Consider the following 21,202-nt stretch of genomic DNA (forward strand, 5'->3'; position numbering starts at 1 on the left):
TCCGGGCCTTCCGCCCGGCAATGACAGCTCAGTGGGGCTCGGGCAACGCGTGCTCGCGCCCCGCCTCGATCACGGATTCTGGCCGTCCACCGACACGAAATAGCGCTGCTCGGCATTGAGAATGAATTCGAGCATGGCGGCCCTCACACGCTTCGAATCGCGCTCGAGGAAGCCTTGCAGCAATTCGCGCATGCCTGCCAATGCAATCTTTTGCGTCGACGGGTCGGTCAGCGTGAGCGATCTGACTTGCTGCGCGTGGTCGGTAAACCGCCGAATCGTGTCCTGTAGCCGACTGTTCTGTACGGCCGAGAGCCAGACATCGCGAAACTCCACATTGGCTGCCATCAACGCAGCGCCGTCCCGCTTTTCGCAGCTTCGGACGGCTTTCTGGTACGCGCGCTTTAACGCAGCGTCCTGCACGTCCGTCAGCACCGCGGTTGCACCCGCTGCGGCGCTCGGCTCAAGCAGCCTGCGGACTTCGAAAATCTCATGGACGTCATTGTTCGTCAGCCTCGGGATGACGAAACCGCGCGTGGTGCCGACCAGAAAACCCTCGTTGACGAGGCGCACGAGCGCCTGACGAACAGGCATGCGCGTGCAGCCGAATTCGTTGGCGATTTCGTAGTCGAGAATCCGATCGTTCGGCCCAACGTCCCCGCGCTGCATCCGAGCGCGGACTTCCTGGTAGATGGTCTCGGTCAGTGTCGTTTGCGTGAGCGCGGTTCTGACCGGCGCTTTGGGAATCTTTGTAACCCCTCTCGTCATGGCGGCCGTTCCGTAAACTGAATTCTGAATTTGATAGTCATTCTCGGCCGCCGGGGCGCGAATTGTCAAGGCGGCCACGGGGCCGCCAGTCCTGTCGGCCTATCGGTGAAAACCCATCTCGGTAAAACCCCGAATTCCTCGCAATAAAATGCTCTGACGCGAGCCGGAAAGAAATTTTGGAGGCAGTTCGTTGACATCAAAATATATCCACAGTAATGTTCCCGCTATCCCAAAAACTGAATTCAGTTTTTTGTCGAGTCGGGCCTTTCGGGCTCGGCGGCCCACTCCAGGAACGAGGCGTAAGTCCATGCTTTTTCGCTCGCTGAAGCCACTGCTGGCCGATGAACATCCTCTTCGTCTGATATGGCTGGCGCTGGGCAGTGCGCCGATGGTGGAGTTTGCCGCTCAGGCAAATCCGGACGCGATCGTCATCGATCTTCAACACGGCTTGTGGGAGCGCACTACGCTTGAAGCGGCCATTGGCGCGGTGGGCACGCGGGTGCCGGTGATTGCCCGCTGCGCGGAAAACTCGCACAGCGCCATCTCACAAGCGCTCGACGCCGGCGCGGCTTCGGTGCTGGTGCCGCTCATTGAAACGGCGGACGACGCGCGCAGGGCAGTATTGGCAGGACGATACCCGCCGGTGGGGAAGCGCTCGGCCGGCGGCGTGCGGCCGCTAAGGGCGGGGTTCGAGGCAATGCGGGACGCGGATCGCGAAGTAGCGATTGGTCTGATGATTGAAACGGCCGAGGGCGTGGAAAACGTCGAGGCTATTGCCGCGACCCCGGGCGTCGACTATCTGTTCATCGGCACCGGCGACCTGGCCATGTCACGCGGCACCGTCGATAGCCAGGTGATCGACCGCGATTGCGAGCGCGTTGTGCGTGCTGCCTCGGAAAACGGTTTGCCGTGCGGCATCTTCACGGGCAACACGCGCGCCGTACATCAGGCATTCGAGCGCGGATGCCGGATGGCCGTGAGCGCCAACGACATCGACGTGGTGAAGCAAGGCTTTCTCCAGGTGCGAGAAGAAGCGAAGGACGATGCGCGCGGTTCGACGCAAGGCACGCGCTTTTCATTTTGATCGGACTCCAAAGGAACGAGAGGACGCGATGGATATCACGAGACGAGCAATCGCAGCGATGCCGGATTCGCCGATCATCGATGTCTGGCGCCTGGGGATCGGCCGCAATGACGTCATAGGCCTGTGGGCCGGAGAGAGCGACCTGCCGACACCGCAACCGTTTTGCGATGCCGCCAGTCGTGCGCTGGCGGCGGGGCACACGTTCTACTCGCCTAATCGCGGCATTGCCGAGTTGCGCGATGCGATCCGCGCATATTACGCGCGGCTTTGCGGCATCGCCATCGAAGACGAGCGCATTTCCGTCACGTGCGGCGGCATGAATGCCGTCACGCTCGTGGCGCAAGCGATCATCGAGCCGGGCGACAACGTCGTGTGCGTGACGCCGTCGTGGCCCAACATTCTGCGCGCCGTCACGATTGCCGGCGGCGACGTGCGCAGCGTGCCGCTCGGTTACGGCGACGACGGGTGGCATCTCGACCTGCAGCAACTCTTCGACGCCTGCGATGCACGCACCCGGGCCATTTACTATGCCTCGCCAGGCAACCCGACAGGCTGGACGATGGAAGCCGGCCGGCAGCGGCAACTACTCGAATTCGCGCGTTCGCGCGGCATCGCGATCCTCGCGGACGAGGTGTACCAGCGCATCGTGTACGACCGGACCTATGCGCCTTCGCTGCTGGAAATCGCCTCGCCGGACGACCCGGTCTTCGTGATCAACAGCTTCTCCAAGGCTTGGCTCATGACCGGCTGGCGCATGGGATGGCTCGTGTATCCGCGTGCGATGCTCGGTACGTTCGAGAAGCTCGTCCAGTTCAACACCAGCGGCGGCCAGGCGTTTCTGCAGGCGGGCGCGGCAGCGGCCCTCAATGAAGGCGAGGCGATTGTCGAAGCGTTTGTGGCGCGCTGCCGCGGCGGCCGGCAGATCGCGCTCGATCGCCTGCGCGCGATCGACGGTCTGCATGTGGTCCCGGCCAGCGCGTCGTTCTATCTCATGTTCAGTATCGACGGCGTCACCGACACGCTCGAATTCTGCAAACGCGCCGTGCACGAGGCCGGCGTGGGGCTCGCGCCGGGCATCGCGTTCGGTGCGGAGTCGGCGCATCAGATTCGCCTGTGCTACGCGCGCAGCGACGCCAGCCTGATCGAAGCGATGGACCGGCTCGAAACACTATTGCGTAAGGGAACCTGAGCGCCCCTGAGCGGCTCCGCTCAGCCCTGAGAGGACTGTTCGAGCCAGGATTTCGAAGGGCCCACTCCGGAGGCTAACCGGAGAACCATTATTCATCCCACGAGGAGACAAAGCAAAATCATGCAACGCAAACTTCACGCCGCGATAGCCATGCTGGGAATTGGTCTGACGGGCAGCGCTTTCGCGCAAAGCTCCGTCACCCTGTACGGCATTGTCGATCAGAGCATTCGTTTCACCAACAATTCGAACGCGGCTAACGACAACCAGGTACAACTGACTAATGGCGCGATCACGAATAGCCGCTGGGGCCTGAAAGGGGACGAGGACCTGGGCGCAGGCATGAAGGCGGTGTTCCGGCTCGAAAGCGGTTTCGATCCGCAGACCGGCAAGCTCAATCAGGGCGGGCGTCTGTTTGGCCGCTACGCGTACGTGGGTCTGGAAAGCCAGTACGGCACCGTCACGTTCGGCCGCCAGGGGACAGAGGCCTTCAACTTCTTCGGCGACTTCGATCCGCTGACCGTCGGCAACTATACGGCGAACTCATGGCCGTTCTTCATGACGGTAGGCCGCATCGACAGCGCCGCGACCTACACCGGGCAATTCGGCGGCCTCCATCTCGGCGCAACCTATGGGTTTGGCCAGCAGCCCGGCAGCCTGAGCAAGAATTCGTCGTGGAGCGTGCGCGCCTCGTATGACCTCGGTCCGGCGAGCTTTGGCGGCACGTATCAGCAAACGCGCGATCTCAGCAACAACATCCAGCGCATGTGGGGTGTAGGCGTGAAGTATGCCGCCGGTCCGGCGACGCTGTTCGCGGGGTACCTGGGCGGGCAGGACGGCACGGGTACCGTCGACGAGGCGCTCAACGACCCGAGCCGCACCGTTATCACCGGCTCGCCGTCGGCCAATCAGCGTCGCGACATGACGCTCTATACGGGCGCGACTTATCAGGCGACACCCGCGCTGGCGCTCACGGGCGCGTTCTACTACGACGACATGCACAACCTCAACGGCTACGCGGCCAACAACGGCGAGCGTTACACGGGCGTGCTGCTGGCCGAATATTCGCTGTCGAAGGCCACGCAGGTTTACGGCACGGTCGACTACAACCACGTTTCGGGCGGCGCGTACACGGAGCTGCCGGGCAAGAGCAACCAGACCGGCGTCGCGGTGGGCATCCGCCACATGTTCTGACGCGCAGCGCGTCACGACGCCGGTCATACTGAAAGGAACCCAATTCATGAATCATCCCGCCGATACCGATCGCTCTGGGTGGCTGCTGTATCACTCGGTCGGCATGTTTCCCGGGCAGGAGGACGCGGTACGCGCCGCGCTCGACACGTTTGCATCGAGCTGGTGCCGCCCGGACCTGCAACGCTGGGACTACGGCCTTGCCGCCCGGCGGCAGGTGCTCGATCAATGGGCCACGCTGGTCAATGCGCCGGCCCACGCCGTGTTTGCATCGGAGAACGTCACCGATGCATTTGCGCGCTTCGTCGGCGCGCTCGGGCGCAAACGTCTGGCTGGACGTCGCGTACTGATCTCCGCGGATTGCTTCCCGAGCCTGCATTACATGCTGCGCGGGCTCGAACCGGTGCTGGGCTTCACGCTCGATACGGTGCCGCTCGCGCCGGACGCGGCCTACATGACCGACGACGAATTCATTGCCCATTGGCAGGAAGACGTGGCGCTGGCCGTCATCACCTGGGTCACGTCGACTGCTTCGAAGCGCGCCGACGTCAAGCGCCTGGCCGCGCACGGTCGCGCGCAGGGCAGCCTGATTGCGGTCGACATCACGCAGGGCGCGGGCATTCTCGATTTCGACGTCATGCAACCGGCCGTCGATTTTGTCGCGACGACCACGCTCAAATGGTTGTGCGGCGCACCGGGCACCGGGCTCGCGTACCTCGATCCGAAGCTGATCGACAGCGATATGGCGCCGCTCGTGCAGGGCTGGTTCAGCCAGCCCGATCCCTTCAACTGGGATCTCTCGCGCTTTTCGCTGGCGCCCGATGCGCGGCGTTTCGATGGCGGCACGCCGTCGTTCCTGCCGTTTGTCGCGTCGGGGCCTGGCCTCGCGTGGCGGCTCTCGCCCGACGCCATCGGCATGCGCGAGCACAACCTTGCGCTGTCGCATCGGTTGATTGCGCTGGCCGACGCCAAAGGCTATGCGGTGCGATCGCCGCGCGACGATGCGCAGCGCGGCGGCAGCGTGATGGCCGATCTTCCCGCGCACGTCGATCCGCACGAACTGGAGGCCACGCTGGCGAAGCACGGCGTGCTCGTGGATACGCGCGGCAGCACCGTGCGCATGTCGCCGGGCGCGCTGACGACGCATGCCGTGCTCGACACGTTGTCGGCGCTGCTACCGGAAGCCTGATCTGCTTGCGAAATACATTCGACAAGGAAATAACGACATGGACGAGACAAACATTACCGCGCGTGAGAAGGGCTTGCACAAAGCCCTGACGCAGCGGCAAATTTCGATGATCGGCATCGGCGGGGCCATTGGCACGGGCCTCTTCATGGGCAGCGGCATTGCAATCGGCTACGCGGGCCCCGGCGTGCTGATCAGCTACGCGATCGCCGCGCTGATCGCCGTGATCATGGTGTTCAGCCTCGCGGAGATGGCCGTTGCGCATCCGACCGCGGGCTCGTTCGGCACCTACGCCGAGATGTACCTGAGCCGCTGGGCCGGGTTTGTCGTGCGCTATACCTATTGGGTCATCGAAGTGGTTGCGGTCGGCGGCGAGGCCATTGCAGTGGGCCTTTACATGGGCTTCTGGTTTCCGGGCATTCCCGTGTGGCTGTGGTCCATCGCGTTCGGCATTGCGCTGATCTACGTGAACTGCCGCTCGGTGAGCAACTTCGGTTCGTTCGAGTACTGGTTCGCGCTGATCAAGGTGGTGGCGATCCTCGGCTTCATCGTGGTAGGCCTCGCGCATGTGTTCGGCATCGGCACGGGGTCGCCCGGCGTCGGCCTGCACAACCTGACCGGTTTGCCGGGCGGATTCATGCCGCATGGCTTCAGCGGCGTCTGGATGGGCGTGCTCATGGCGATCTTCTCGTTCTACGGCGTCGAAATCGTGGCCGTGACCTCGGGCGAAGCGAAAGATCCGACGCGCGCCATTCCGCATGCGTTGCGCTCGATGGTGTTGCGCCTCACGCTCTTCTATATTCTCGCGCTCGGCATCATGGTGGCTTATCTCCCGTGGACGGAAGCCGGTGCGAAGGTGGTCCAGCAAAGCCCGTTCGTGAAGCTCTTCGCGCACGCAGGCATTGCGCACGCGGCGGGGCTGATGAACTTCGTGGTGATCACGGCGGCGCTCTCGAGCATGAACACCAACATCTACCTGTCCTCGCGCACGTTGTTCTCGCTCGCGCGCGGCGGCTATGCACCGCGCTGGATCGGCGCGCTGACTGCGAACGGCACGCCGCTCGTCGCCACGCTGATTTCGGGCGCCGGCGTGCTGGCCGCCGCCGCGGTGTCGTTCTTCAGCCCGCTCGCGTACAACTATCTGTTCGGTATTGCCTTGTTTGGCGGCATCTTCGTGTGGATCGTGATTCTGGCCACACACCTGCGCTTTCGCCAGGCATGGAAAGGCCGCACGCTGCCGGTTCGCATGCCGCTGTTCCCGATCGCGCAGATCACCGGCATTGCATTGCTGAGCGCGATCTTGATCACGATGGGACTCGATACCGAGTTCTGGAACATCTCGTGGATCGTTGGCGTGCCGTGGCTGATCGCCGTTTCCATCGTGTACTTCGTCTACCGCAAACGGCTGGCGCAGTCGGTGGTCGCCAACGGCGCCAGCGCCTGATCCGGGAGACGACCACATGATCGATCTGCGTAGTGATACCGTGACCCGTCCGCGCCGGGGCATGCTGGCCGCCATGGCCGCTGCGCAAGTGGGCGACGATGTCTGGGGCGACGATCCTACCGTGCTTCGTTTGCAGGCGACTGTCGCCGAGCGCACGGGCAAGGAGGCGGGACTGTTCCTCCCGACCGGCACGCAGAGCAATCTGGCTGCGCTGATGGCGCATTGCGGGCGCGGCGACGAATTCATCGTCGGCCAGGCCGCGCACGCCTACCGGGACGAGGGCGGCGGCGCGGCCGTGCTGGGGAGCATCCAGCCGCAGCCCATCGAAAACGCAGCCGATGGCTCGCTGCCGCTCGAGAAGATCGCTGCGGCCATCAAGCCGGTCGACATCCACTACGCGCGAACACGCTTGCTCGCACTGGAAAACACCACTGGGGGAAAAGTGCTGCCCGGGGGGTATGTCGCCGAGGCCACGCAACTCGCGCGCGAGCGCGGGCTGTCGACGCATCTCGACGGGGCGCGTGTCTGCAATGCCGCTGTTGCTTCGAAGCAGTCGCTCGCGGCGCTGTGCGCCCCGTTCGATTCGGTGTCGATGTGTTTTTCGAAGGGACTCGGTGCGCCCGTGGGCTCGGTGCTGGTCGGCAGCAAGGCGGTGATCGAGGCGGCGCGCCGCTGGCGCAAGATGTTGGGTGGCGGCATGCGGCAGTCGGGCGTACTCGCAGCAGCGTGTCTTTACGCGCTCGAACACAACTTCGAACGCCTCGCCGAAGATCACGACAACGCGGCCTGGCTTGCCGAAGGGCTCGCGCAGATCGATCGGGTAAAGGTTTTGTCGCACGCCACCAATATGGTTTTTGCACAATTCCCGCAGCCGCATTGCGCACCGCTCGAAGCGTGGCTCCGGGAACGCGGCATTCTCACCCAGGTGTTATATGGTTCCCGTTTCGTCACGCATCTGGACGTTTCACGCGCGGACATTGGCGTGTTCGTTAATGCGGTCAAGCAGTATTTCAAGCGCTGATCTCCATTCCCCGGAGCGTTGTCATGAGCAAAACCGACGATCTGTTATCCACCCGGCAGCCCATTTCCGGCATGCGTCGATGCCAGGTACTGATGGCATGCGACGAGTTGAATCCCACCCTTGAATTCCTCAAGAGAACGCTTGGGCTGCGGATCGACGCCATCTTTCCAGCCGATAACCCTTCAACCGCGATGCTCTCCGGGCATGGCCTGTCGATTCGTCTTGGCGTAGGCCTCGCCAACGGCGTCAAAGAGTTGCGAGTGTTGTGTGACGATCCTGACCAGCTATCGTCCGGCGCGCGAGAACTGGTTGCGCCGAACGGGGTGCGCATTCGCCTCGAAGCAAACGATCCACCACTTCGTCAGCCAGAGACAATTCAGGAACTCGCGGTGTCGCATCTGGATGAAGACGCGCAGTGGAACGTCGGGCGGGCCGGGCTTCGTTATCGCGATCTGCTGCCGGCCAGGCATGGTGGCGCGTTTATCGCATCGCACATTCGTATTCTCGATGGCGGACCGGTTCCCGACTACACGCACTTTCACAAGGTTCGGTTCCAGACGATCTTTTGCCGGAAGGGCTGGGTGCGCGTCGTCTATGAGGGGCAGGGCGAGCCATTTGAAATGCACGCGGGAGACTGCGTGCTGCAGCCGCCGACCATTCGGCATCGCGTGCTGGCAAGCTCGGCTGGGGCGGAGGTCGTCGAACTCAGCAGTCCGGCTGAGCACATCACCGTGGTCGACCATGAAATGGTGCTGCCGACACCGGCGACGCATCCCGTGCGGGATTTCAATGGCCAGCGCTTCGTGCGTCACGTGGCGGCGTCGGCAAAGTGGGCGCCGTGGCGCATCGCGGGTTTTGAGGCGGCGGATACGGGGATTGGCGCGGCTACCGAAGGCGTAGCCGGGGTTCGCGTCGTGCGGCCTGCCGGAGAGGCGAGGCGCCGGACGCAGACGCACAACACCGAACTGTGCTTTTTCTATGTGCTGTCGGGGCGGCTCGATGTCGTCGTGGACGGCGACCGTTATACGCTCGCATCGGATGCGAGCGTCACGATCCCCGGTCATGCGCGGTATGCATTCGAGCACTACTCGGATGATCTCCAGTTGCTTGAAATTACGCTGCCAGACCAGTTTTTGATCGGCGATTGATATCGATCTCGTGATGTGCTCAGGCGCTGCTTTCAGGCGCCGGGCCTCTGGCTTCGTCAAAAATCCAGTTCGCAAATGCCTGGAGCGGCCCTGCACTCGATTCGATGGATTCAGGAAGAACGAGGCAGAAGTTTTTGACTACCCCTTTACCGTCGGGCCAGGGCGCGACCAAACGGCCTTGTTCGAGCTCCGTTCCGACGTAAAGACGCGGCACCAGCGCAACACCCAAGCCGGCTAGCGCCGCCTCGATCAGCATGGCATGGAGGTCATAGCGTGCGCCAACCGCCGAGTTGGTCAGCGCGATGCCGCACTCCTGGGCATAACGCTGCCAGGCGTCCGGATTCTGTCGCCGGTGCAGACGTGGCAGATCATCCAGCGATGCGTCTGCACCGGCGTCTTCGAGCAGCGCCGGACTGCAGACGGGCACCAGCACCTCCTCCCGCAGCCGATATCGATGCATCCCGGCCCACGCGGGGTGCTCAAAATGGATGGCTGCGTCGAAACCGCTACCCGCAAGAACGAACGGCTCCATGCGCTCGGCGATATGCACGGTGATGTTCGGATGCCGAGTCTGAAAACGCTTGAGCCGAGGGATAAGCCAACGGGTGGCAAAGGTCGGAATGGCGGCGATATCGATGCTCGCGCCTTCAACGGGCTGCCCCATCAGATACAGGCTGTCGCGTTCCAGCCGTTCGAGTATCTCGCGAACCTGCGCCGCGTAGCAAGATGACGGAAATCTGGCGCGTGCCAGCGAACGGGCACGCGGAAATTTCCTGATCGCGCGCCAGGTGTTCGATAGCTACAGGGACAAGCTTCGTACTATCGCTGAGGGGGACGTGCTCCCCGGTATCAGCGCGGTGCCGTTGCCGGGGCATACGGACGGTCACACCGGATACCTCCTTGAATCACGCGATCAGGGCGTGCTTGTCTGGGGGGATATCGTTCACTTTCCTCACATCCAGATTAAACGGCCAGACGTATCGATCGCATTCGATCAAAACCCGTCGCTCGCGGCCACTACACGGTCACGGCTTCTGGAGCGGGTCAGCGCGGACGGGCTTTTGATCGCTGGCATGCATTTGGGGGTGCCCGGTTTCGCGCGAATAAAGCGAACGACGGGCGAATACGGTCTGCATTACGAAACAGATGCCTGAAGCGACGCGCACGGCGATGCCGTGACCACCGCCTGATCAGGCGGTGATCCAGGCCCGCGCCTGTTCCAGCTCGTTGACGTGGAAGGCCTTGATTTCAGCCTTCGTGAAGAACCGCGCCAAATGCATCGATGCACGAATCCAGCCGGCGTCGGCCACCACGGCAGCGCGCGTGATCTTGCGGGCGAGGGGGACACCGAGCGTCATGTCGGTCCACAGCGCCTTCGGCTCGATGCCGCTGAAATGCTCGATGCGTTCGAGCACGCGGGTCTTGCCGTTCAGTTCGATATCGCTGCGCATGCGCTCGATGGTTTCGCGCAATTCGTGGTCGGTGATTTTACCTTCGACGGTTATTTCGACGACCGGGGAATCTGAGGTGGTGTGATACAGGATCATGGTGGACTCCTCGCTTGGGAGAGTGCGGCTCAGGCACGAATGCGCCTCGCGTTCGATAACGTCTTCATGGTACCCCTTTCCCATGCGGTTCTCAGCCGGGTTGAAGGTGCGGGCACTCTGTCTGGAACCAATAGTCAACCAGGCGCTGCGCCGCTTGTAGATCATCCGGATAGTACGGGTCGTCGAACCAGGGCGACGGGTCGTAACCCGCTTTCCTCAGGGCCGAGAGTTCGCTTTGGTGTTGCGCCATCGTAGGCGGCGCGTTGCTCTTCAGCGATGCAAGGTCGCGGCACTCCGTTGGACTGAGGTGCGGGCCGGCATAAGGCGGCGGCATGCCGCTGTAGACACAACCGGCGAGCAGAAGCACCAGCGCGGCAAGAAGTGCGGAGCGTATTCCTGGCGGATGCGGCTTTCTCATGGCGCGTGTCCTTTGCATTGAACGCGCTGGCGCCAGGCGGTGGCGTGCGTCCGGCCGGATCCAGCGTTGTGCGTTCTTTCACAAATTGTAGGCGCTATGTAGACGTTAGACGGCTGGAGGTGTCCGCCGGGCTCCATGACGTGCGAGCGTCATTTACGCGCCGCTGAACATGAAACGCCGAAACACGACACTCTTGATCCGATCGAGAAGGACAGCGAACAGGACGACGGCACAGATCAAGGCTCCAACGAGTTCCGGTCGGACGGCTGCCATCAGCGTTCCGGTTACGGCCATCGAACTCACCAGGACGACGTCGATGGCGCTCGCACACGCCATGAGCGTCCCGGGAGCGAACGCCCACATTCGCCCGTCGTTGCGGAGCACATAAACATTGGCCTGCGTCGTGAATACCAGCAGCAGGAACACGATTGTCTGCATTTGCCCGGCACTCAGCCCAAACTGGGTGCGCGCCACGCCATACAGCGATAGCGTGAACACAAGCGAAACGGCTGCGAGCACGGCTGAGGCGCCGACAAGCTGGCCGACTCGCCAGCGCTGGGGCTGGGTCGCCGGTCGGACGCGGTCGGCTGCGATGCTCATCGTGACGAAGTCATTGGCGAACAGCAGCAACACGATCAGCCGCGGCGAGATCACGAAGCCTTTGGTGAGCCAGAGACCCAGTGTGAGGAAAACGACGATCTCAAGTGTCTTGACGATTTTGTTGAGAACATACGTAAGCATGCGCCGGTGCACTTCGCGCCCTGTGCCGACCACGGTCAGGACACCGCTCAGACCCGGATCGGTCAGCACAACGCCCGCTGCGGCCTTGGCCACATCCGTGGCACTGGCCACGGCGATCCCGAGTTCGGCCTGCCGTAGCGCGGGCGCGTCATTGACGCCGTCGCCGGTCATTCCCGTGATGTGTCCTGCCCGTTGCAGCGCGCGGATGATGGCATGCTTCTCTTCAGGCAGCACGCGGGCGAAGATGTCGCATTTTTCGGGATGTCGCAGGTCGTCTTCGCGCGGAACGCAGATACGCGTGCCCAGCCCAAGTCGTTGTCCGATGGCCCGCGCGGTCTCCAGCGCGTCTCCGGTGGCCATGCAGACTCTCACGCCAAGCTGGCCTAGTTTGGCGATGAGTTCGGCAGCGTCCTCCCGAGGCGGATCGGAGAGGCCGATCAGGCCTACAGGCCGGATCGCGCCCACTGGACCCGCCGCAACCGCGAGCACGCGCGCGCCTCCAGCGGCCAACTCCCTTCCGGTGTCTTGCGCGGCCTGGCGTTGCGCCGCGCTGGCACCGCAATGTTCGAATACTGCGCTGGTCGCGCCTTTCAGGGCATGCCACTCCTGCCCATCGACGACGTAGATGCCTTCGCTGAATCGGCTTGCCGGATCGAAGGGCTGAAAATGCGCGCGCGCGGGCACCGGGGCAGTCTGCGCGCTTTTGCGATGGGCAAAAAGGATCGCGAGATCGAGCGGATCCTGCGATGCATCGTCGCTCGCCATTGCTGCAGCGCGCAAGACGGCGCCCTCGTCGGCGTCAGCCAATGCCTCGACCCCGACGACAGACAGGGCGTTCTGCGTCAATGTACCGGTCTTGTCGGATAGAAGGGTGTCCATGGCTGCAGCTTCCTCTACCGCAGGCAGCCTCGTGACGAGAGCCCCCTGTTTTGAAAGGCGTGTGCTCGCGATAGCCGTGGCCAGGGTGTAGGTCGCCGGCAAGGCGACCGGAACGGACGCGACGAGCAGCAGCAATGCGAACACCACGGTATCGCCCAACGGCAGACCATGCGTGACGGCGTAAAGGACGACCAGCACCACGAGCACGAGGTCGAAAGCGACGAGGCGCTTGACGATCGAGAAAATCGTGCGTTGCATATGGCTGGGCGCGCTGGACGTGCGCACGAGTTCCGCGGTCCGCCCGAAGCAGGTTCGCGAGCCGGTGGCAATCACTTCGCCGCTGGCTTCGCCCTGATGCACGATCGAACCGGTGTACGCGGGCTGCCCGGGACCGGCGTCGACGGCGAGAGACTCACCGGTCAGGGCCGACTGATCCAGCGTCACGGCTCCATCGAACAACGCGAGATCTGCGGGGATGATATCGCCCGCCCGCACGCGCACCACATCTCCGGGAACCAGTTGCGCGGCGGGACGACGGCTCCAATGCGCGTCGCGCAGCACGCGCGCGTTGACCTGCAATTGCCGGCGCAGCAAAGTCAGTGCGTCCTGCGCGCGCTGCTCCTGTACGAAGGCAACGAGGGCGTTGAAAGCGAGCAGAAACAGGATAACCAGCGCCTCCTGGCCACGATGAAGCATCACCTGCAGCGCGATTACCGCTTCGAGCATCCACGGCACGGGGCCCCAGAGCTTGCCGAGAAGCTGGCGCCATCGCGGCGTGCGAACCTCTTCGATGGCATTGACGCCGAATAATTGCAGGCGGCGTTGCGCCTCGGCCGACGCAAGTCCCGTCGCACGGTCGGTGGTCGGCAGGGCTTCGGCGGCGTCAGCGCGAGGTCCGGCGGCGATTGTCATCGTGATGCCTGGTCAGCGATGGTTGGGGTGCGCTGTCCGGTGCGGGCGCGACATGCGCCGGGCACCCTCGAGGCATATCGCGACGCCAGCCACTTGCGGTCATTTGCGCCTGTTCTGCGCGAAGTGAAGACGCGCGCGATCTGTCATTGTGCGGGGCGATCGCTGCGCGCGTTCAGGTTTGCCTTCAGCGCAGCGCTCATCGGCATTTTGAGGTTTGCGCCGCGCGGTGGAATCGGCGATTCGAACCACTTTGCGTACAGGCGCGTGAACTCGCCGCTCTTCATCAGCCGGGTCAGCGTGCCGTCGACGAGCCGTTTGAACGCCGGATCATCCTTTCGCACCATACACGCGTATGGCTCGATCTGCAGCGCCTCGCCGGCGACTTCCCACGTATCCGGGTCGCTTGCGTTCGCACGTAGCCCATAAAGCAGAACGTCGTCGAGTGCGAGCGCCGCCGCTCTATTGTTCGCAACGTCCTGCAGCGCTTCGGCGTAATCCTTTGCGAGCACCACGTCCGCTTCGATGCGCTGCGTGTTGAGTTGGCGGCGCAAGACCGTCTCATTGGTGCTGCCGCCGACGGTCGCGACGACCTTGTGTGCGAGACCCGCGTAGTCACCGATGTGTGATTCACGTTTGGCCATCAGTCGCGTGCCGGCATAGAAGTAGTTGATCGAAAACGCGACGTCCTTGCCGCGCGTCGATGTATTTGTCGTCGATCCGCACTCCAGATCAACGGTGCCGTTGACGAGCAACGGAATCCGGTTTTGCCCGGTAACGGGCATGTAGACGGTGCGCAGGTCCGGCTTTCGAAGTGTCTTTCGGACGTCATCGACAATGGCTTCGGTCACATCCACCGAAAATCCAACCGCCTTATGCGGCGTCAGCAGATAACTGAAGGGGACCGCGGATTCCCGATACGAAACGACGATCTGATTGGTTCGCGCAATCTTGTCCAATGTCTGGGCCTGAGCGGCCGTCAATGCGGCAAGGCCGACAAACGCTGCGGCGAGCGCCGCAATGGGTTGATGGATCATGATGCCTCCCGGGTCGCGATATGAGCGCTTGGTGGTGCGTTCTTCGTACGAATCGTAGCGGCTCGGCAGGCGGGACGAACGCGCTCCGCGCCCCATCGAGCAGCAGTCGATTCGGCTCGTAACCCACCATAAGGTCCCATTGACGGTATCCGATTGATTCAGGTCAATGGCTTCTTTCCCGTTGTAAAGCCGTCTTTGCCGCCGGCCATTCAAGGCATCGCGAAATGGGAAGGTGTTCGGAAATCCACGGGCGATCGTGCGGCGTCCCCATGGACATCGTCGGATTTTTGCCGGAACTATCGTCGAGCGTTGTCGAACCTTAGCAGCCGCAGAATGATGCGCGGCTGCTCGAATCTGGAGCAGAAATCGGATTCACCAAGGCGTTCGCGAACTCGAGGCAGCCTAGCGGCTACTTCTCGAACCAGTATTCGAACTCGGTATGGTTCTGGTTGAAGGTCTTGGAGTCGGAGGTTGTCTCTGCGCGCACGATGCCGCGAATACCGCGGAACTTGCCGGTACCGCCGGTGATATCCAACTCTGTGAGGTTCTTCAGACGGTTGCTGTCTGGCAGCTTGTGATTGAGGAAATATCCACGCGCAAAAATCTTGTCGCCGTTCTCCATTCGGTATTCGACATAGCTGCGTCCCAGGCCGTTCAGATCGGTCAGATCGCTGGTGGCGCGGATGACGGCTTCTTTCAGAACGATGCCTTCGATTGTCTGGTCTTTGCCGCCGTAATTGCGCACCAGCTCGTATAGCCGCAGTTTGTGGCCGGGCACGTCACCGACGTCGAGGACATACTGTTGCGTGTACTTGTTTCCGCTCGCTGGTGCATCGAATGCGGCGATATGCGTATCTTGCGCAATGGCGGTCGTGGAAGCGAAAAGCAAGCCGCATAGTGCCGCCATCATTCCAGGTTGCATGGTCTTCTCCCAGCGGGGAAACCTGAAGCACGCCAGCAAGATCGCGGGAGGCAAACGCAACGCGCCTGGATCGGCCGGCGAGGCCGGAGCCAGGGCGAATGCGTGTTGCTGGCGCATGCCGTGAAAGCCAGGGACGCCTAGGCCTTCAGCAGCTCAGCTGCGAAAGAATTTGCGTGCGCTACGGCCTCTTGCGCGTTGAGGAATACACCGAGCTGCTCCCAGTGCTCCTCGACCGCGTAGGTTCCGTTGATGCCGAGTGCTCTTTGAACGCGCAGCTGCGCCGCGTACCTGCCGTCCTCCAATGGTCGTGCTGTCGCAACCACCTTGTGCGGAAGGCCGGGTCTTTCCGGCTGAACCAACTGTACAGGGGCTCCGGGCGCCCCGATATTGTTTAACTCGTTCCTCGCGTTACAGTCCGGGCAGTAGAAAAACCACGCCTCGTCGTCACGACTGAGTCGGACCTGCCCACGAGCCAGCACGGCACGACATTCAACGTTTTCACAGATGAACGGCATCGCAGTCTCCGGAGTTGTTTGGAGGAAAGCCTAGCATGTCTGCGGGCGGCCGGCCATCGGCGATGGTGCCGTGCCTGAAGCCAAAATCCGCGCCATTTCGGAACCGACGTCGTGGCGTTATGGACTGCGGAGCCGCATTCGTATGACTACCGCGCAGACAGATCCTGTTGCGGGCGATTCGATGAAAGCGTTCTCGAAAGCGCCAACGGCGTAGCCGCTTCATCGAGCGCATCGAAAATACCCGATGCATCTTCGCAGCGATCAACCGCCTGCGCACTCACAATCTCATCCCAGAAGGATTCCGAACCATATTGCAGGCGCTGCGCATGCAAGCGCCGCGTATAAAGCTGCAGATCGAACTTCGCGGCAATGCCCATCGCGCCCAGCAGCCCATGCGCGCCGTTCGCGACCAGCGGCGCCGCTCGGCTTGCGCGCGCCTTGGCAATCGCGGTGGCGAGGCGCTGCTGCCCGCTGCGATGCGCGGCACAGCCCATCTGCGCAGCCGAGCGCGTGGCGGCAACGTGCCCCGCCATCGCGCTCAGTTGCTGCTGCGCCGCTTCGACTTTGCCGGATTTGCCGGATGTTTCGTCAACCCGCTCGCGCGCGTTTACATAGTCGGCCGTGATGTCGAGCACGCGCTGCATCGCGCCCGCCATTGTGGCGGCCGTCACAAGCGCGCCCAACTCGGCGATGCCGCGCGCGGGCAGCGTACGTGCCGTGCGCGTATCGAAGCGCACAGTCGCGTCCAGTCCGTCGCCGTGTTTCTCCACGCAGGCTGTGTCGAGCGAGACGAGATACACGCCTGCCGCAGTCTCGACCACGACCGCGTCGGCCACTTGTCCATAGGGCACGAAGGCCATGCGTTGCGTGGAGTCGGCAATCGCCAGCGCGATCGGGCCGCGTGGCGCGTCCACCTGTGCGGCAGCCAGCAGATGGCGCGCGAGCATCGTGTGCGCGGCGGGCAACGGCAAGGCGTGCTGGCCGAACGCGAACAGCACGCCAGCCGCCTCGGCGAGCGGCAAGTCGGCGCCGCCTTGCGCCTTGGGCACGAGCGCGTCCAGCAGTCCGAGTGTTTCGAGTTGCCGCCAGAGTTCGCGACCCGCGCGGCGGTTGTGCGCCGCCTCCACGCCGCGCACGAATTGCGGCGTGCAGAGGCTGGCGAGCACCGCTTGCGCCGAAGCGGTCAGCATGTCGTCCATTTGCATCTCCCCTGGGTTGGCGTCGTTCCAGCATTTTTTTGCGGGAGGCTCGCGAGCGCTGCCCGAGTCCGTCCGATTCTAGGATCGCGGTCAAGGCGAAGCAACCGGAAAAAATCGGCGCTGCCGCGATTGATGCTTTGTTTAAGGCCTTGCTTCATTGCTGGGACGACGAATTCTCATTGATTCGCAAGGGAATTCGGGCGCGGCAGCGAAGCTTCGGGGTATACGCGCAGGCCGTTCCGATTCGCGCATCAGTTCATTTCGAAATTGGAAATGACGTGATGTGCGTGCAGTAGTTGCGTATGCAATTGATCGGCGGCGTCGATGCGAGCGCCGAACGCGGCCGAGGGTTTTCCCTTGGCTGTCGGGCGCAACGGCCACCCTCAGGCGCGCACCTAGGGGCAATTGCCGACTTCCACCGAGCCGAACGCCGGCTTTCCCGAAAACTAATTGTTAGCGTGGCGGCGCTCGACCACACTGGCACCTGTTCGATAGTGGCAAGCCCGGTGTGCCAGTCGGCCCGTTGGACCGAGGCCACCGAATAATGATTCGATATGCGAAATAAAAAGATACGATAAGCCTTCACACAAAAGCCCTCGAGGCACCGGAGGAGACATGACTCGATTGAAGCCGCGCGTCGCGCAGGCATTCGCCGCACTCGCCGCACTGAGCGGCCTCTTCGCCCCGGCTCAGGCCCACGCCTCCGAATGGAAAGTGGGCGTCGAACTGCCGCTCACCGGGCCGCTCGCGCAGGCCGGCACGGAGATGTACCGCGGCATTCAGGTGGCCGCCGACATGTTCAACCGGCGTCATCCTCAGGACAAGATCACGCTGGTCACCATCGACGACGAGTCGAACCCCGCCAAGGCCGTAGCGGCGGTCGAACAGCTTGCCTCGCAGCACATGGTCGCCATCGCGGGCGCGGCGAACTCGAATTGCGCGGGCCCGGCCTCCGAGGCCGCGAGCAAGGCAGGGCTCGTCTACGTGACCTCGGGCGGCACCAGCGACGACATGGTCACGCGCGGTCTCAAGAACTTCTTTCGCGTGAGCAACACGCCCGGTTATACGAAGGGCATGGCGGGACTCTTCGAGACGCTCGGTGTGAAGTCGGTGGCCATCGTCTACTCGACCAAGGACGCGACTAGCGACCTCGCGCGCCAACTGGATGCGGCGCTCAAGGCCAAGGGCGTGACGACGTACCTGCATGCCTACGACCCTTCCATTCGCGACTTCAAGCCTCTCATCAACAAGGTGAAGCTGCAGGACAAGCCCGACGCCATGGCCATGCTCGGCTACGAGAACGACTACGTGGGCATTCTGCGCGCCTCGCGCGTGCTCAAGCCCGAGGTCAAGGCGATTGCGGCGCCGTGGGCCTTCGCGAGCCCGAAGTTGGCGCAGTCGTTTCCCGAACTCGTGCCCAACGTGTACGGCGCGACGGTGCTTGCCTCACCCGCCGACTATCGCTCGGCGGATCAGCGCGACTTCTCGGACACCTATCAGCGGCTCTTCAAGACCGTTTCGAACTATCAGTCGCAAACCTCGTTCGTCTACGCGCAACTGCTGTTCGACGCTGTCGCCAGCGCGCAGAAGGCGGGCACGCTCGACAAGGGCGGCCTTGCCGACACCCTGCGCGCCACGCAACGCGACGACACCTTCATCGGCAAGGTGAGCTTCGATGCGCGCGGCGACAACCCGCACTACGTCGCGCACATGGGCCAGTTCGCTGCCAACGGTCAGCTCGCGCTCGTCTGGCCGGCACAGTACGCCACCGCGAAACCCGTCTATCCGGGCGTGCCGTGGTGAGCCCGCGCGTTCTCGCGCAATAACGCTATAAAAAACGCCATAAAACCGGTTTGGAGAACTCGATGTCCCGCAGCACTTCTCGCAACACGAACAACGCCGGGCGCGGCAAAGGGCGCGAGTTCGCACGCGCAATGATCAACCTTGGCGCATGTGCGCTCGCGCTGCTAGCCGGCACACCGTCCGCGTTCGCCGACGTGTTGCCGGTGGGCGTCGAGTTGCCGCTCACGGGAGCCATGGCGCGCGCGGGCACCGCGCAGCTCGAAGGCATCAAGGTTGCGGCCGACCTGTTCAATCGCAGCAACGGCCAGCACAAAATCGCGCTCACCGTGATCGACGACGAAGCGCAGCCGGCCAAGGCCGTCTCCGCCGTGGAGAAGCTCGCTTCGCAAGGCGTGCTGGCGATTACCGGCGGCTACGGCTCGAACGCCGTGAGCCCGGCTTCGGAAGCCGCCGACAAGGCCGGTCTCGTCTACATCACCTCGGGCGCCGTCGACAGTGCGATCACCTCGCGCGGTCTCAAGCGCTTCTTTCGGGTGGGCCCCGCATCGGGCTATTCGAAGGCCGTGCTGGCGCAGCTGGATGCGATGGGCGTGAAGTCGGTGTCGATCGTCGCCTCGACAAAGCAGGCGACCACCGACCTGAGCAACGACGTCTCCACGAAGCTGCGCGCTAAGGGCGTGACGGTCACGGTGCATGCGTTCGATCCCACCATGACGGACTTCAAGCCGCTCGTGAACAAGATCCGCTTGCAGGACAAGCCCGAAGTCATGCTGATGATCGGCTACGAAAACGACTATATCGGCATCCTGCGCGCGGCGAAGGTTCTCAAGCCGCAACTGAAGGCGGTGATGGGCACATGGTCGCTTGCCACGCCGAAGATGGCCGCCGAGTTTCCCGACCTCGTGAACAACGTGATCGGCTGCGCGATGTTGCCGTATCCGGTGCAGTTCGCGAGCGCCGAGGGCAAGGCCTTCGTCGACGCCTTCGTGACCGCGTACAAGAAGGAACCGGACTACGCCGCCGAGTTCGCCTTCGTGCAATCGACGCTGCTCTTCAACGCGATGGCGCGCGCCGCCGACGCCGGCACGCTCAAGAAAGACGGCATTGCCGCGGAACTGCGCGCGAAACCGCAGGACACGCTGATCGGCAAGGTGAGCTTCGCGGCGAATGGCGACAACCCCTCGTTCGTGAACTACGTGGCGCAGATTCAGGGCGAACGCATCGTGATCGTGTGGCCGAAGGAGCACGCTACGGGCAAGCTCAACTATCCGGCGCTGCCATGGTGAGCGCGCCGCTTTTTTCGCAATCGCGGATTTGAAAGAGGAGGTCGCGATGAGCGAACTCGTATTGCAATCGCTGTACTCGGGGGTGCTCGTGGGCGGTGCGTATGCACTTGTCGCGCTCGGGCTTGCCCTCGTGTTCGGCTCGATGCGCGTCATCAATCTCGCGCATGGCGAATTCGTGCTGCTGGCGGCCTATATCGCCTATACGTTCGAGACGCGCCTGAACCTCAACCCCGTGTTCGCAATTCCAGCGGCGATTCCGGTGGTATGCGCGGCCGCGGTGGCCGCGTGGCATCTGGTGAGCCGCATCAAGAGCGACCGGGAGCTGAACTCGCTGATCCTCACCTACGGCATCGGCATCGTGCTCACCAACGCGGTGCTGCTGGGCTGGGGCGCCGACGTGCGCTCGACCGGCAACCCCTGGCTGCAAGACAGCGTGATGCTAGGCAATCTGCTTGCGATGCGCAGCGAAGTGCTGTCGTTCGGCATCAGCGTCGTGCTGATGCTCGCGCTCTGGTGGTGGCTCTCGCGCTCGTGGTATGGGCGCGCGGTGCGCGCGATCTCGAGCAACCGCGACGCCGCGCGCCTCATGGGCATCGATCCTCGCAAGACCGAGCTGGTCTCGTTCATCGTGGCGGGCGTGCTGGCCTCGTGCGCGGGCGTGTCTATCTATGCGTCGAGCGCCGTGCAGCCTTCGATTGGCGAGGCGCTCACCGTGAAGGCGTTCATCATCACGGTGCTCGCGGGCGTGGGCTCGATACCTGGCGTGCTGGCGGGCGCGATGCTGCTAGGCATTACCGAGGCGCTGACCGTCACGCTCGCGAGCTCCGCATTGCAGGAACTGGCCGGCATGCTGCTGTTCCTGATCGTGCTGTACGTGCTGCCCAACGGCCTGTTCGGCGTGGCGAAGAGAAGAGGGTGAGG

General features: G+C 63.2%; 18 protein-coding genes and 2 pseudogenes. 11 read left to right on the forward strand and 9 right to left on the reverse strand.

Features of this window, described 5'->3' with window-relative positions:
* Positions 1 to 69 precede the first annotated feature (69 nt).
* A complete protein-coding gene (locus tag P5W99_RS34575; protein ID WP_421028289.1) occupies positions 70 to 765 on the reverse strand; it encodes a GntR family transcriptional regulator in 696 nt (231 codons plus the stop codon).
* A gap of 190 nt (positions 766 to 955) precedes the next feature.
* Between P5W99_RS34575 and P5W99_RS34580 the strand changes: the two genes are divergently transcribed.
* The 7 genes from P5W99_RS34580 to P5W99_RS34610 all read left to right on the forward strand — a co-directional run bounded on the left by P5W99_RS34580 (position 956) and on the right by P5W99_RS34610 (position 9,025).
* The gene (locus P5W99_RS34580) at positions 956 to 1,849 is read left to right on the forward strand and encodes an HpcH/HpaI aldolase family protein (RefSeq protein ID WP_421028290.1); all 894 of its coding nucleotides are present in this window, start codon (positions 956 to 958) and stop codon (positions 1,847 to 1,849) included.
* Between the two features lie 28 nt (positions 1,850 to 1,877).
* Positions 1,878 to 3,038, forward strand: coding sequence for a pyridoxal phosphate-dependent aminotransferase (locus tag P5W99_RS34585; protein WP_421028291.1), 1,161 nt, complete (start codon positions 1,878 to 1,880; stop codon positions 3,036 to 3,038).
* Between the two features lie 120 nt (positions 3,039 to 3,158).
* Positions 3,159 to 4,229 (forward strand): porin, encoded by a 1,071-nt coding sequence (locus P5W99_RS34590; protein ID WP_421028292.1) that lies wholly within the window; start codon positions 3,159 to 3,161, stop codon positions 4,227 to 4,229.
* Positions 4,230 to 4,275: 46 nt separating this feature from the next.
* On the forward strand, positions 4,276 to 5,415 hold the full coding sequence (locus P5W99_RS34595; protein ID WP_421028293.1) for an aminotransferase class V-fold PLP-dependent enzyme: 1,140 nt from the start codon (positions 4,276 to 4,278) through the stop codon (positions 5,413 to 5,415).
* A 37-nt stretch (positions 5,416 to 5,452) separates the two neighbouring features.
* Entirely contained in the window at positions 5,453 to 6,856 is a 1,404-nt protein-coding gene (locus P5W99_RS34600) for an amino acid permease (protein WP_421028294.1), read from the forward strand.
* Between the two features lie 16 nt (positions 6,857 to 6,872).
* Positions 6,873 to 7,877, forward strand: a complete 1,005-nt coding sequence (gene ltaE, locus P5W99_RS34605; RefSeq protein ID WP_421028295.1) for a low-specificity L-threonine aldolase — start codon at positions 6,873 to 6,875, stop codon at positions 7,875 to 7,877.
* Positions 7,878 to 7,900: 23 nt separating this feature from the next.
* The gene (locus tag P5W99_RS34610; protein WP_421028296.1) at positions 7,901 to 9,025 is read left to right on the forward strand and encodes a cupin domain-containing protein; all 1,125 of its coding nucleotides are present in this window, start codon (positions 7,901 to 7,903) and stop codon (positions 9,023 to 9,025) included.
* Between the two features lie 19 nt (positions 9,026 to 9,044).
* Here the strand turns inward: P5W99_RS34610 and P5W99_RS34615 are convergent.
* Positions 9,045 to 9,746: pseudogene (locus P5W99_RS34615) on the reverse strand (LysR substrate-binding domain-containing protein); the annotation flags it as partial.
* A gap of 1 nt (position 9,747) precedes the next feature.
* Between P5W99_RS34615 and P5W99_RS34620 the strand changes: the two are divergent.
* Positions 9,748 to 10,179, forward strand: a pseudogene (locus P5W99_RS34620) (MBL fold metallo-hydrolase); the annotation flags it as partial.
* Positions 10,180 to 10,215: 36 nt separating this feature from the next.
* Here the strand turns inward: P5W99_RS34620 and P5W99_RS34625 are convergent.
* The 7 genes from P5W99_RS34625 to P5W99_RS34655 form a co-directional block, all read right to left on the reverse strand.
* Positions 10,216 to 10,572, reverse strand: a complete 357-nt coding sequence (locus P5W99_RS34625; protein ID WP_421028297.1) for an STAS/SEC14 domain-containing protein — start codon at positions 10,570 to 10,572, stop codon at positions 10,216 to 10,218.
* Positions 10,573 to 10,663: 91 nt separating this feature from the next.
* Positions 10,664 to 10,990: a DUF4148 domain-containing protein gene (locus P5W99_RS34630; protein ID WP_421028298.1), complete on the reverse strand. Its 327-nt coding sequence runs from the start codon at positions 10,988 to 10,990 to the stop codon at positions 10,664 to 10,666.
* Positions 10,991 to 11,143: 153 nt separating this feature from the next.
* A complete protein-coding gene (locus P5W99_RS34635; protein ID WP_421028299.1) occupies positions 11,144 to 13,522 on the reverse strand; it encodes a plasma-membrane proton-efflux P-type ATPase in 2,379 nt (792 codons plus the stop codon).
* A gap of 143 nt (positions 13,523 to 13,665) precedes the next feature.
* The gene (locus P5W99_RS34640) at positions 13,666 to 14,556 is read right to left on the reverse strand and encodes an amino acid ABC transporter substrate-binding protein (RefSeq protein WP_421028300.1); all 891 of its coding nucleotides are present in this window, start codon (positions 14,554 to 14,556) and stop codon (positions 13,666 to 13,668) included.
* 409 nt (positions 14,557 to 14,965) lie between these two features.
* Positions 14,966 to 15,595 carry a hypothetical protein gene (locus P5W99_RS34645; protein ID WP_421028301.1) on the reverse strand — a complete coding sequence of 210 codons (630 nt, stop codon included), beginning with the start codon at positions 15,593 to 15,595 and terminating at the stop codon, positions 14,966 to 14,968.
* A gap of 20 nt (positions 15,596 to 15,615) precedes the next feature.
* Positions 15,616 to 15,993: a hypothetical protein gene (locus P5W99_RS34650; protein WP_421028302.1), complete on the reverse strand. Its 378-nt coding sequence runs from the start codon at positions 15,991 to 15,993 to the stop codon at positions 15,616 to 15,618.
* 146 nt (positions 15,994 to 16,139) lie between these two features.
* Positions 16,140 to 17,192 (reverse strand): acyl-CoA dehydrogenase family protein, encoded by a 1,053-nt coding sequence (locus P5W99_RS34655; RefSeq protein WP_421028303.1) that lies wholly within the window; start codon positions 17,190 to 17,192, stop codon positions 16,140 to 16,142.
* Between the two features lie 615 nt (positions 17,193 to 17,807).
* On the opposite strand from P5W99_RS34655, the gene P5W99_RS34660 reads away from it, so the two are divergent.
* The 3 genes from P5W99_RS34660 to P5W99_RS34670 all read left to right on the forward strand — a co-directional run bounded on the left by P5W99_RS34660 (position 17,808) and on the right by P5W99_RS34670 (position 21,200).
* Positions 17,808 to 18,995, forward strand: coding sequence for an ABC transporter substrate-binding protein (locus tag P5W99_RS34660; RefSeq protein WP_421028304.1), 1,188 nt, complete (start codon positions 17,808 to 17,810; stop codon positions 18,993 to 18,995).
* 62 nt (positions 18,996 to 19,057) lie between these two features.
* Positions 19,058 to 20,281 (forward strand): ABC transporter substrate-binding protein, encoded by a 1,224-nt coding sequence (locus tag P5W99_RS34665; protein ID WP_421028305.1) that lies wholly within the window; start codon positions 19,058 to 19,060, stop codon positions 20,279 to 20,281.
* A gap of 46 nt (positions 20,282 to 20,327) precedes the next feature.
* The gene (locus P5W99_RS34670; protein WP_421028306.1) at positions 20,328 to 21,200 is read left to right on the forward strand and encodes a branched-chain amino acid ABC transporter permease; all 873 of its coding nucleotides are present in this window, start codon (positions 20,328 to 20,330) and stop codon (positions 21,198 to 21,200) included.
* The last annotated feature ends 2 nt before the right edge of the window (positions 21,201 to 21,202 follow it).

It is taken from the genome of Paraburkholderia sp. A3BS-1L (assembly GCF_051125215.1).
Taxonomy (GTDB): domain Bacteria; phylum Pseudomonadota; class Gammaproteobacteria; order Burkholderiales; family Burkholderiaceae; genus Paraburkholderia.